At 44.6% G+C, this 12260-nt stretch carries 10 protein-coding genes and 1 pseudogene; 8 read left to right on the forward strand and 3 right to left on the reverse strand.

The window, feature by feature from the left end; all coding sequences use genetic code 11:
• Nucleotides 1–174 precede the first annotated feature (174 nt).
• On the forward strand, nucleotides 175–1533 hold the full coding sequence (locus tag QUA04_RS00385; protein ID WP_333252713.1) for a calcium-binding protein: 1359 nt from the start codon (nucleotides 175–177) through the stop codon (nucleotides 1531–1533).
• A 343-nt stretch (nucleotides 1534–1876) separates the two neighbouring features.
• On the opposite strand, the gene QUA04_RS00390 is transcribed toward QUA04_RS00385, so the two are convergent.
• Together QUA04_RS00390 and QUA04_RS00395 are read right to left on the reverse strand one after the other, a co-directional pair.
• Nucleotides 1877–3241: an MFS transporter gene (locus QUA04_RS00390; protein WP_333252716.1), complete on the reverse strand. Its 1365-nt coding sequence runs from the start codon at nucleotides 3239–3241 to the stop codon at nucleotides 1877–1879.
• Nucleotides 3242–3369: 128 nt separating this feature from the next.
• Nucleotides 3370–5439, reverse strand: coding sequence for an Eco57I restriction-modification methylase domain-containing protein (locus QUA04_RS00395; RefSeq protein WP_333252718.1), 2070 nt, complete (start codon nucleotides 5437–5439; stop codon nucleotides 3370–3372).
• A gap of 128 nt (nucleotides 5440–5567) precedes the next feature.
• Between QUA04_RS00395 and QUA04_RS00400 the strand changes: the two genes are divergently transcribed.
• The 7 genes and pseudogenes from QUA04_RS00400 (at nucleotide 5568) to QUA04_RS00430 (ending at nucleotide 11204) form a co-directional block, all read left to right on the forward strand.
• Complete coding sequence (locus QUA04_RS00400) at nucleotides 5568–5810, forward strand: CopG family transcriptional regulator (protein WP_333102366.1); 243 nt, start codon at nucleotides 5568–5570, stop codon at nucleotides 5808–5810.
• Entirely contained in the window at nucleotides 5800–6081 is a 282-nt protein-coding gene (locus QUA04_RS00405; RefSeq protein ID WP_333252720.1) for a type II toxin-antitoxin system RelE/ParE family toxin, read from the forward strand. Before QUA04_RS00400 ends, QUA04_RS00405 begins: the two co-directional genes overlap by 11 nt.
• Nucleotides 6082–6421: 340 nt before the next feature.
• Nucleotides 6422–7786, forward strand: coding sequence for an AAA family ATPase (locus QUA04_RS00410; RefSeq protein WP_333252722.1), 1365 nt, complete (start codon nucleotides 6422–6424; stop codon nucleotides 7784–7786).
• Entirely contained in the window at nucleotides 7783–8583 is an 801-nt protein-coding gene (locus QUA04_RS00415; RefSeq protein WP_333252724.1) for a hypothetical protein, read from the forward strand. Before QUA04_RS00410 ends, QUA04_RS00415 begins: the two co-directional genes overlap by 4 nt.
• A gap of 4 nt (nucleotides 8584–8587) precedes the next feature.
• Nucleotides 8588–8728: pseudogene (locus tag QUA04_RS00420) on the forward strand (alpha-E domain-containing protein); the annotation flags it as partial.
• A gap of 92 nt (nucleotides 8729–8820) precedes the next feature.
• Nucleotides 8821–10434 carry a family 10 glycosylhydrolase gene (locus tag QUA04_RS00425; protein ID WP_333252726.1) on the forward strand — a complete coding sequence of 538 codons (1614 nt, stop codon included), beginning with the start codon at nucleotides 8821–8823 and terminating at the stop codon, nucleotides 10432–10434.
• A gap of 185 nt (nucleotides 10435–10619) precedes the next feature.
• Nucleotides 10620–11204, forward strand: a complete 585-nt coding sequence (locus QUA04_RS00430) for a Uma2 family endonuclease (RefSeq protein ID WP_333252729.1) — start codon at nucleotides 10620–10622, stop codon at nucleotides 11202–11204.
• Between the two features lie 124 nt (nucleotides 11205–11328).
• On the opposite strand, the gene argF is transcribed toward QUA04_RS00430, so the two are convergent.
• Nucleotides 11329–12249, reverse strand: coding sequence for an ornithine carbamoyltransferase (argF, locus tag QUA04_RS00435; protein WP_333252731.1), 921 nt, complete (start codon nucleotides 12247–12249; stop codon nucleotides 11329–11331).
• Nucleotides 12250–12260 lie beyond the last annotated feature (11 nt).

Below are 12260 nucleotides of genomic sequence, written 5' to 3' on the forward strand. Positions count from 1 at the left end.
GGGGTGGGTTTTGTAGCAAAATTCTTTGTATTCACAAAAAAAAATCTGCTAAATCTGCCCATAAAAAGCAACGAAATATGACCAATTAATATGGTTAATAACCGGAGTTTACAGTAAACTTAATTAAGTAGCTTAAACACTAATTCCCAATCTAACGACAGGAAATAAAAAAATATGCCCTCCTCTCCCGCCGCTTACGAAACTATAGCCAAGCAACTTGTTTACATAGATAACAACCCCCAGTCTCAAACTTTAGTTCAAACAGGTTTGAGCGCTGCTGGCTACCAAATCGATCGCACCTTTGACGATCCCGGAACTGGATTTCACGCGATCGGCTTAATTTCCACCACCCCAGACAAACCCCCTGTTTTGGTATTTCGTGGAACTGACTCGCCCACAGACGATCTTGCCAACGCAGACCCGCGCGGCGCCGGTTTCAACCAATTTGAAGCCAACAAACAAGCCTTAGGAAATTGGCTGACACAAATCAGTCAAGATACAGCCAAAAACCCCCGCCGCTTGCCACCAGACCTTCTCGGACACAGCTTGGGCGGCGCCATAACGCAACTAGCCGCCACTGAATTTACCTCTACTATCGGAGATGTTGTCACGTTCAATTCTCCGGGAGTTGCTCAGAGTACAGTCAATTCATTTAAGCAGAAAGCCGGTGCCGGAAAAAAGGTAACTCACTACATAGTTAGCGGCGATTTTGTTAGTTTGGGAGGAGAAGCTTTTCTCCCCGGAAAAGTAGTTCTTCAAACATTTACTAACCCGATTATCAACCCGCTACTTGTCTTGGACAAGCACACCCAAAGCGGTTTATTAACTTCTCCCCCTCCCGGCTTGACTCAGACAGAAATCTCTGTAGACCAGTTAAACCGCCCTGATTTCACTTTTACAGATTCAGATTATGTAGAACTGTTAGCTGGCTTAGACTTTACACTGCCCGCCTTGGGAAAATCGCTGGAATCGCGCAGTAGTTTAGAGAAATTAAGAACCACTCCGGGAACCTCATTTTTAGCAAACGTTGTGGCAATGAAAACTGCTCTCGATCTCTCCCAAATTAATAATTTAGTAGGCGACGATGCTAACAATACAGCATTTGGTTTGGCAGGGGACGATATTATCACTGGCAATGGGGGAAACGACACTCTCAACGGCAACAAAGGCAACGATATTATCAGCGGTGGCAGCGGCAACGACCTGCTATTAGGTGGCAAAGGGGATGACAATTTGAGCGGTGGAGAAGGAGACGATACACTCATTGGCGCAGCGGGTGCGGATCTCTTAATTGGTGGCGCTGGACGCGACGTATTTGTGTTAGGAGCAGGTGCCGGTACCGATACACTTGTAGACTTTCAAAAGGGTCAAGATTTAATCGGTTTGAGCGGAGGTTTGAGCTTCAACCAATTGAGAGTTACTCCAGGCGATTTTATAACGACGATTGAACTGGCCCGTAATGGCGAAGTTCTTGCCAGTATTCCGGGCATTCCAAGTAGTCCGCTAACAGCTAGTGATTTTATTGCGATTTAATTGGCGGCTGGCAATACTGATATTCGGTAGGGACACAACAATGTTGTGTCCTTATTTTATTTTAGGAAAACAAACACCGACAATTTATACTCATTCCCTGATTAAAAACATCAATATTCCTGTAGGGAGGGGTTGACCGAAATCTCCAAAAGTAGTGCAGACATTTGTAAACCGGCGTGGCATAATTGCGGGATGATTTTGATTGTTTTGTGGGATGGGCGTCCCGCCCGTCCAGTGTATTTTCACAGCAGGCGGGACACCCCACAAGAATCATCCTCAAATTGTGCAACGCGGGTAAACCCGCCCCACCCGGCTCTGATAATTATAGCGATCGGACTTGATATTAATCGAAATCGTCCAGTCCAGGCCTGGGCATAGATGCTAATTTTTTCTCATCTTCTAAGGGCAGAAAGAAAATCGTCAGCATACCGGGAATCACAGCCAGCGCGCTCATCAAAAAATAATTCTGATAGCCGAGATTCGCCTGCAAGTAGCCGCTAAAAACGCCCGGAATCAGCACTCCTGCCGCCATAAAAGCCGTTGTAATTGCATAGTGAGATGCTTCGTATTCAGGGCGGACAGTCCGCATCAAGAACACTGTATAGGCAGCTACGCCCAGTCCGTAAGTAAATTGCTCGATCGAATTTACGGCATAAGCCCATTCAATCCCCGGCTGATGGATTGCCAACAGCCAATACAGCACGTTAGTTGAATTTTGCAGAATTGCCGTCGGCCACATCCATTTTTTCAATCCTTGTTTAGCAATCAAATAGCCGCCCAGCAACCCTCCAATTAACAGAAACATTACCCCGATCGTACCCGATAACAGACCCATGTCCGATGTAGAAACTGCTAATCCTCCTTTCTCCACTTTATCCATTAAAAATGGCGGAGCCATTTTAAACGTCAAGGCATCGCCCAACCTAAAAATTAAGACATAAGTAACAATCCAACCAATTTTATCTTGCTTAAAATATGTTTTAAATGCTTCGATAAAGCTTGTTGTTTGTTGGGGGGCGCCGGATTCCAAAGCGTAATTTCTCGGATAGGGAAGATACCACCGCTGAAAGAGATATATCAGCACAAACATAATGGCACAAATGCCAAAGGCTGTCGCCCATCCGTAGTTAAGCGCAGACACGCTAAAATCCGAACCGAAAAGTGACAGCGGAATGTCTTGATATATTTTGGTGTCGCCTGTATTTCCGGTGACTAAATGCTGTTCGGCCAGTTTCCCGGCTAAGAACACCAATACACCGCTACCGGCAATGACAGCACCTCTATAAGCTGTGTTGCGAACCCCGACAAACAAGGCTTGCTGGTCTTTATTGAGAGTGTTTAAATAAAATCCGTCAATGGCGATGTCGTGAGTAGCTGATACAAATGCGATCGCAGTAAAGATAACAAGCGATATAATAATCGGTGCCGGCGTTAATACGCCAAAAGCCAGGAAAGCAAACAGAAAAGCACAAATAATTTCGGTTGTTAAAATCCATTTGCGTTTCGTGGAATACAAATCAACAACTGGCCCCCACAAACCTTTTAAAACCCAAGGAAAAGACAAAAGACTTGTCAATCCGATCAATTCGTTGCTGGTTCCCATACCTTTCAAAAAAATCACCGACATTAAATTAACGACGGTGTAAGGGAGACCTTGAGCGAAGTATAATACTGATACCCACAATCCAGCGTTATGCTTTTTTTCCATTGCAGAGATATTTTACCTAGTTACTTATTTGATTTACTGAGTGCGATCGACAATTCCGGTCAACTAAACCGCTTGCATCACAGTATATGCCATTTCGATGCCAGCGGCTGCCATATAAATAGTGCATTTTAGCATCCTTGGGACTCACAAATATTTTCATTTTTGGAATAAGCCTGCAATAATTTTTCTCCCTTAAAATGAACGAGGTAAGCGCGAACATTTTTTTCCCAGTCAGAAGAGTCATAAGTTCGCAGCAGTTCGAGAGCACTTTCTTCTATCTGATATGCCGTTTTTGGACTATTCACCGGACGTTCGGGACTGTTAAGATTAACAACAATTAAACCTGCATCTAGAAACTGATGCACAGTCTGGTGGCGCACTGTTTCCAGCGTATTTGGCGCATACTTTTTACCGTATTGCTGCTCCATAAATTCCATAATTGGTGTGATTCCCCGAAGTGGAGATTTTGCCAATTCCCAAGCCTCCTTTGGCTTGAGGTCAAGCAAAGCCAGAAGGGTTAAGGCGGAACGTTCGTTAAGCTGACCTTTTGGAAAACCCAGCGCTGCAAGTATTTCTAGAGATTCATCAATACGGTTCTTGATTGTCATTGGACTATTTTCTAACGGATTGGTCGCGTTAAGCAGTTGTCTCTCGACAAGTCGATCGAGCTCCCGCTGTGTAGGAAATATTTCTCCTATTTGAGCGCCAAGTAAAAGTAATTGCTCTAGATTAGGATACTTCAAATTGCGTAAATCCGTAGCATTAACTTGAGTGTGTCCGTTGAACAGTCGGAAAAACGCATCTACCAAACTCGAATTTAAATAAACGGCTAATCCCCGCGCCAGGGTGAGGTCTAATCCGCGTCCCTGTTGGTGAAAGTAATTCAAATGGTTCTCAAAACCAACGCGAGAACTATTAATTTTATTGGCATCCCAGACAACTGCAACAATCCGCTTTTTCTCTTCCTTTGACGAGAAGCGCTTGCTCAAAACATAATGTTCGTTAGGTACGAGGAGTGCAGCAGTTTTTTCCGTGACAGCTAAAGCTTGATGCTTTCTCGTTGCTGTGGGATATTCAACACCGCCAGCCCAGAAGTGTGCGGGATAAATCAGCGGAACTGTACCGTTTTCAGGTTTTAGTCGCAAGTCAGAGCGAACACGAAAATCTACAACTTTTCCGGTAGAAACTATTAAGCCTAATTCCTCTAGGGTGCAAGTAAATTGAGCCATTTGCTCGGCTACTTTCTGGCTGACAGAATCAGGTAAAATCCGAATAAATTGCTCGTAATCATTGGGATTAATTAGGGCGGTATAGGGCAGTTGGTGAGACAAAACCAGGTCGTCGCCCGCGCTGCTGCTTGAGGTAATTAGTACAGTATCTGGCTGTTCTATTTGTTTGGTGGCGCGCACAATAATAGTTTCTTGCAGCACCGCATCATCGCGAAATGGCAACTGTCGGGATTCAAAGATGTGTACTTGGCGTAAAGCCATCATTTGAAGGAAGACTTTGCGGAAATCTCGAAAGTATAAACCATTGCAAAAGCTGCGGGGAGTAATCGATACTAATTCACCGTTTGGTTTGAGCAGGTGAGCGGCCGCAACTGTGAAGCCAGCGTAGAGATTGCTGGTTTCTAGTCCTATAGAACGCAGCAAGGTTCGGGCTTGGGATTTAGCGTCTATTTTGGCATAGGGAGGATTGATAATTGCATGGGTGAATTCCCGTTTTACTGGTTGTGTAAATAGATTGGGCTGCAACATATCGGCGCTGTCTTGAATAAAATCAATTTCGCGAACCTCAGAGTTAAAAGATATCCCAAAACGCTGACATTCAATACTGCACAATTCTAAGGTTTGCTTGAGGTATTCAATCAAAATAAGGTCAATTTCATAAGCTGTAACGTGCAGGCTGTGCGGTTTGTTTGGGCGCTGGCAAAGCTCGCAAACAACTGCTGCTAACAGGGAACCAATTCCTGCACCGGCATCTAAAAGCGATATATCGGGACAGTTAAATTCAAACATTCCCGCCATCAAACTTGCGACTGAGGAAGGTGTTAAAAATTGTCCTTTTTCTCCTCTCTGGCTTTGCTGCAACTTTCGGGTTGCTTCTTGGCGCCAGCCATCTACTCGATCGAGTAAATTGCTTGCTGTTGAGTAGCTGTTACCCGGAAGGGCTAGGGTTTGAAAGTGGGGTACTATCATTTGTTCAAAAAGTGCGTTAGCGAAGCCCTCGAAGAGGATCGCGAGTTCAGTTTATTTTCGCCAAAATAGGAATCTCTACGCTATCATAGTAGCAGTTTACTCTCTTCCCATAACAGCAAAGGGCAGCCATGAGTCAAGAAAATTTTACATTTCTCCTTGATAGCGAAAAAAAAGAGGCGCTGAAGGCGATCGCTACTGTCACCGATCGCGATTTAACTTATGTTTTGAACGAAGCGATCGCTTCTTACCTAGAAAATTATCAATGGCTGCTCGATGAGATTAACAAAGGTGTTGCCGAGGCCGAAGCTGGAGACTTTGCCAGCGATGATGAAGTCCAAGCAGTTTTTGTCAAATTGACTAATGAAAATTAAGTGGCTGCGACAAGCTTTGCGAAATCTAGAACAGGCTCACGCATATATTGTTAAAGACGATCCCGAGGCAGCAAGGCAATTAATTTTAAGGATTCAGGGTGCTGTAGGTCAACTCGCAGAGTTTCCTTTTATGGGTCGAGTTGGTCGCGTAGAAGCTACTAGAGAACTTGTCATTTCCAATACCTCTTATCTCATCATCTATCGAGTAAAAGAAGAAAACGTAGAAATTCTCCGTATCCTTCACAGTTCAAGAAAGTATCCAGAAAATTAGGTGATGTTGCCGATCGCAATTCTGGGCGCAAGCAATTTACTCGATCGAGTAAATTGCTTGCTGTTGAGTAGCTGTTACCCGGAAGGGCTAGCGTTTGAAAGTGCGGTAGTATCATTTGTTCAAAAAGTGCGTGAAGCGCAGCTATCCCGTAGGGAATCGCCAGTTCAGTTTATTTTCACCCAAAATTGCACCGATGTGCGAAAATGTCAAGCGCACTCGAAAATATATAACTTTTCCAAAAGTATGTTGACTGTTCATATAGCTAGATCGGGAGGTAGCTAACGATGACACAAACTAAAACCAAGCGTTATGATTTTACTTAAGTATCTAGGTCTAAGTTATGACAACTATCAACTGGAACGAAGTTTTAGATGGTATTCCCGACAATGCCAGTGAAGCGATCGTCAACTCTCAATTTGTTTCGGTTCTGATAGAAGCACTTGGATTCACTAAAAATGAAATGCAGTTTCCGCAGTTTCCAACAGGTCGAAGTGCTGATACAGTAGATTTCGCTGCTCGTAAAAATATTGGAACTGATAAGTTTTTGTTTTCTGGTGTCGCTCCCTACTTACTTGTTGAAGGCAAGGGACGGGCAATAGCGACAGGGGCTAAAATTAACTTGGCCGAAGGTACTCCCAAATATAACACTACTAGGGAACAGATTAAAAAATATCTGCTATCTCCTAACTGCGAAATGGCTCAATGGGGCATTATTACTAATGGCATTCATATCCAGTTATTTCGGAGGCATGGGAAAGTTGTAATTCCTGCAACTGCTTGCACTCTGATTAATAAAGGTAATATTAGTGCTATTGTCCAACATATCAAATCTTTGATTGACAACCCGCCCCGAGCATTGACGGTTTGTATCTATAACAATAAAGGAGGAGTGGGCAAAACGACAACAACGCTCAATTTAGCAGCAATTTTGCGAAAACAGAAAAAGAATGTTCTCGTCGTTGATTTTGATTCACAAAGAGATTTAACTAGAACTCTTGGTCTAGACGTAGGAGCTATTACTTTATCTGACTGTCTGACTGATACAAAAGCAGATGTTAACAAAACAGTTGTTAATTTTAATCACAAGGACAAGCGAGGAAAAATTATACATTTTTTTGACGTGATTCCCTCAAGTGATGACATGGAAGAGTTTACAGATCAGCGTCTAGCTGAATCAAAAATTCAAAAAGGTGCAAAAAGATTGCGAGATATCCTTAAACCTTTTGTTTCTCAATATGATTACATATTGATTGATTGCCCTACCCAATGGTTATTTTTCAGCCAAAGCAGTGTTTATGCGTCGGATGTTGTTCTCATCCCTACGAAGCATAATGGATTAGCATCACTACACAATGCAGCTAGGGTGATTACGCAGTTTATTCCTGAAATTAAACAAGTAAGAGGAGATGGTGGGCCAATTGCCTTACCAATCTTTTTCAATGGAGAGAAGATTACAGATTCTGCCCTTCAGACAGCAAATCAGGAAATTGGAAAAATAATCGCTCAAGCTAAAAAAGATGGCTTCGATCTGCTACCATATTATTGGCCTAAATCTACACCTGGAAAAGAAATTAAAACTATCTTCAGTATTTCCAGTTATGCTACTGTCGCCAACGCTGCCTTCTCTCACATTCCCGCTGTCTTTCTCAACAATATCGCTTTAGAACACTATTCTGGTCTAATTAAGGAGTATTTCTTGAAATGAGTAAGTATGATGACATCGGTAAGCTGATGCACCTGCCATTAGCGGATATTGAACCAGGGGAACCATGCTCTGAATCTGAGTTTATCATCACCGCCGCAGCCGAGGCAGTTCTGCAAGGTGGTGGACACAATTGGATTCCTGTGATTGTTAAAGAAACAGGTGATTATCAATATCAAGTAGTCAGCAATTCCTTTATTTATGCAGTCGCTCAACAAGCTGAACTAGAGCGAGTCTGGTGCATAATCATTGAACCAGAATCTAAAAACATTGAGCAAGCTAAAATTTTGGCAAGGGAAGTAATACCCAAAGTTAACCTTAGCACAGCATCAAGAGATACTATTCTTGCTGCACTTAGATATTTGGTTGCAGAACCAGGAAGTGCATTGAAGGGATTGGATGTCATTGTAGCGACTAATCGCATTTCAGCAGCCGATCGAGAAACCTGGTCAAACTTTAACCCTGTTACCAGCTTAAAATGTTCCATTACTAAGGGTAAAAAGTTAGATGCTTTAGCAAAAGTATTCTATCTCTCGCCGCCTGCTCCACTCGCGCCACCGCCGCCACCGCCTGAAGCAGTTAGCGTGAAACGTGCATCAAGAGATGAAATTTTCGATCGTCTCAATTACTTATACACTAATAAAATAGGAGGATTTGAAAATATTGATGCCGAAAAAACAGCCGATGCTATCTTCACCGCGAGTAAAGGCAAGTGGAAAAGCCTAACTCCAATTTCCAAACTTGAATGCGGCATTGATACAGCCAAAATAAAAATCATTAAAACCCTATTTAGCCTGTAAAACTATGTTAAGTGGTGTAGCGGATTCAATTTACTGGCTCAACCGCTATATTGAAAGATCGGAAAATATCGCCCATTTTGCCGAGGTCAATTTTAATCTCATCCTCGACTCTCCCAGCGGTATTACTCAACTATTTACCGATCTGCCCAATTAATGTACCCTTGTGCGAAAATGTCAAGCGGACGCTCAAACCAAAAGTCCGTAAAGGACTGTTAAACGCTCTCTCACACATTTCTGATGCGAAATACCAAAACATTCTTTTTGTCAAGCTTGTTCCTGATTGGCTTAACAATTAGTTTTCTGCTGACTCCTGGTTGGTTCTCCAACTTCCCATCCCGTGCTAACGCAACTATGCCCCCGCAAACCCAAACCGCCGAATTTCGGGCCTTCTGGGTGGACGCCTTCAACCCCGGCTTCAAAACCCCTCAAGAAGTCACAAAATTGATCGCAGACGCGCAGCGGGCAAATGCCAACGCGATCGTCGCCCAAGTCCGCCGCCGTGGCGATGCTTTTTACACGAGTGCGATCGAACCCCGCACCCTCGATCCCAACGTTCCGGCCGGTTTCGATCCACTGCAAGATGTAATTGACAAAGCCCACGCCGCAGGCATTGAAGTATACGCTTGGATGGTGACGCTGCCAGTGGTCTCGGGCAGCAAACTTCCCGCCGGTCACGTTTGGCAACAACACGGGCCTTCGGCCGCGGGCCGCGACAATTGGGCAATGCTGACTTACGGGGGGGAATCACCCGGTTTCCTCGATCCCGGCCATCCAGACGCCGTAGATTATACTGTTTCCGTCTATTTGGACTTGCTGAAGCGCTACGATGTGGACGGCGTACAGTTGGATTATGTGCGCTACGGCGGGCCGACTTGGGGCTACAATCCGACTGCGATCGCCCGTTTCAATCAGCAAACAGGTCGATCGGGCAAACCCGCACCCACCGATCCCGCGTGGATGCAGTGGCGGCGCGATCAGGTAACAAATTTAGTGCGGAAGCTTTATGTAGAAAGCCTTGCAATCAAACCGCGTGTTAAAATTACCGCCGCCACGATCGCCTGGGGAGACGGCCCGCAAAACGAGGCAGGGTGGTATCAAACGCAGCCTTACAAAGAAGTATTGCAGGATTGGCGCGCTTGGCTGGAAGAAGGGATCTTAGACATGGCGATGCCGATGACTTACCAGCGCGAGTACAAACCATCGCAAAAAGTCGCTTATGACCACTGGATCGAGTTCGCCAAAGACCACCAGTACAACCGCCAAATTGCGATCGGCCCCGGCAATTACCTCAACTACATCGAAGACACCCTAGCGCAGGTTCGCCGCGCCGAAGGGCCGTCTGCGAAAGGAAATTACGTCGCAGGTACAGTGCTCTATTCCTACGCTAGCAGCAACGTGTACACGAATGTGGAACTGCGATCGGGCGGTAGCGGTGATTTGCCCCGCCAGCCTTGGAAATACGTTCCCCAAAGCAACGATTTGTTTTACACCGCGCTTTCGCAGCCGAGTCAATACGTTGACGCTGCGACGGGCAAAACCTATGAAACTCAGCCTGTGTGGGCGACAGCAGCAGCGGTTCCCGATATGCCTTGGAAGTCGCGGCCGACTACAGGTGCGATCGCCGGCAATTTGCAGCGGTGCGATCGAACTTGCGACGCTGCGAACTTGACATTGCAGTCGATCGATGCTGCTGGCCAGGTCCGTCAACTGCGCGCGGATGGTAAAGGATGGTTTGGGGCGATCGAGCTTTCTCCGGGAACTTATCAGTTGAAAGTTGACGGTAGTCAAATTCAACAAACAGTTAATGTTGTCGCCGGTGAAGTAACAAAAATCAATTTCGGAGCATCTTAACTGCTTTACTCGTTACCAGGCTCTGCCTGGTAACGCATATCCGGAGGCTCTGCCTCCAATTTCCATAAAAACTTGCGAGGCTGAGCCTCTAGATATCGGTTTCCAGGCAGAGCCTGGGAACCAGTTAATATCATAAGCTAAAATAAAATTATCCCACATCAAATTATAAATTTATCAATCGAAATATGCTAATCACAGAATCTGCTTTCACGCTCCGTAAATGGACAGTTAAAGAGTATCATAAATTGGGAGAGTTGGGATTCTTTCACCCAGAGGAACGAGTCGAATTACTTTCAGGAAATATCATCAAAATGAGTGCAAAAGGAACTGCTCACACCTCGGCTTTAGGGCGTACAGATAGATTGCTGCAATACATTTTTAGAAATCTGGCTTGGGTACGTATGCAAGATCCGATCGCCCTTGATGACAATTCTGAACCCGAACCAGATATCGCCGTAGTCAGAATCGATCCTTTTGACTATGCGACTCACCATCCCACTCCCTCAGAGGTATATCTCATTATCGAAGTGGCAGATAGCAGCTTAACTTTCGATCGCGAAATTAAAGCCAAAGCTTATGCGCGATCGGGAATTGCCGATTATTGGGTGCTAAATGTGGGCGACCGACAACTGCACCTTTTTCGAGAACCTACTGAAAATGGCTATCAAAGCGAAGTAATTCTTGGGGAAACTGCGAGCATTTCACCGCTGCAATTTCCCACTGTCAATATCGCTATTCAAGAAATGTTGCCACCAATTATATCAAATTGAAAACCCCATTAAGAACGGGCAAGATGCCCGTCCCACAAAAATTAAATTTCTTGTGGGGTGGGCTTCTAGCCCGCCCTAAAGGGAATATTAAAAACCGCTTGAAAGATTAATTTTTAGCTACTTCCTAATCGCTTTCTAGAATGCTTGCCAGCAAAGCTTGCTGAGCGTGCATCCGATTTTCTGCCTGATCCCAAACGTGCGATTGACTGCCTTCAATCACTGCATCAGTAATCTCTTCATCGCGGTGTGCGGGCAAACAGTGCAGTACAATTGCATTCTTATCTGCTAACTTCAGCAATTGTTCATTTACCTGATAGGGTTCAAACAAAGGAATCCTGATTTTGGCTTCCTCTTCCTGTCCCATACTCGCCCAAACATCAGTATAAATCACTTGAGAATTCTTCACTGCAGCTTCTGCGTCCGCCGTCACAGTAACTTCTGTTTTTCCATTAGCAATATTCTTAGCTTTTTCTACTATCTCAGCATTCGGCTGGAAATCGTGAGGGCAAGCAATTCTTACATTCATTCCCGTCATTGCACAGCCCAACATCAGCGAATTTGCCATGTTGTTACCGTCGCCTAAATAAGTCAGCGTCAATCCTTCTAGCTTGCCAAAACACTCTTTAACTGTCATTAAATCCGCCAGCACTTGACATGGGTGTTCGTCATCTGTCAGTGCATTAATTACAGGAATTTTCGCATAGTTGGCAAAAGTTACTAAATCCTTTTGCTCGAAAGTCCGAATCGCCAAAATGTCTAAATATCTGTCTAAAACCCTAGCTGTATCTACCAAAGGTTCGCCGCGGCTGACTTGTGTAACGTTGGGATTAAGGTCAATCACTTGCCCTCCCAATTTATACATTGCTACCGTAAAACTTACCCGCGTTCGCGTTGAAGCTTTGGAAAATAACAAGCCGAGAACTTTATTGCGTTTGAGCTTGACCATTCCCGATTTTAAACTGGTTGCTAGATCCAGCAAATAATTTAATTCGTCAATGCTTAAATCTGCCAGACTTAATAAATCTCGCCCTTTTAAGGAATCCATGCTTTCCCCCA

Origin of the sequence: Microcoleus sp. S13_C5 (genome assembly GCF_036700845.1) — a bacterium.
GTDB lineage: Bacteria > Cyanobacteriota > Cyanobacteriia > Cyanobacteriales > Microcoleaceae > Microcoleus.

Coding starts and splice junctions, on each gene's coding strand:
- QUA04_RS00385 (WP_333252713.1), top strand. CDS start 175: ATGCCCTCCTCTCCCGCCGCTTACGAAACTATAGCCAAGCAACTTGTT.
- QUA04_RS00390 (WP_333252716.1), bottom strand. CDS start 3,241: ATGGAAAAAAAGCATAACGCTGGATTGTGGGTATCAGTATTATACTTC.
- QUA04_RS00395 (WP_333252718.1), bottom strand. CDS start 5,439: ATGATAGTACCCCACTTTCAAACCCTAGCCCTTCCGGGTAACAGCTAC.
- QUA04_RS00400 (WP_333102366.1), top strand. CDS start 5,568: ATGAGTCAAGAAAATTTTACATTTCTCCTTGATAGCGAAAAAAAAGAG.
- QUA04_RS00405 (WP_333252720.1), top strand. CDS start 5,800: ATGAAAATTAAGTGGCTGCGACAAGCTTTGCGAAATCTAGAACAGGCT.
- QUA04_RS00410 (WP_333252722.1), top strand. CDS start 6,422: ATGACAACTATCAACTGGAACGAAGTTTTAGATGGTATTCCCGACAAT.
- QUA04_RS00415 (WP_333252724.1), top strand. CDS start 7,783: ATGAGTAAGTATGATGACATCGGTAAGCTGATGCACCTGCCATTAGCG.
- QUA04_RS00425 (WP_333252726.1), top strand. CDS start 8,821: ATGCGAAATACCAAAACATTCTTTTTGTCAAGCTTGTTCCTGATTGGC.
- QUA04_RS00430 (WP_333252729.1), top strand. CDS start 10,620: ATGCTAATCACAGAATCTGCTTTCACGCTCCGTAAATGGACAGTTAAA.
- argF (WP_333252731.1), bottom strand. CDS start 12,249: ATGGATTCCTTAAAAGGGCGAGATTTATTAAGTCTGGCAGATTTAAGC.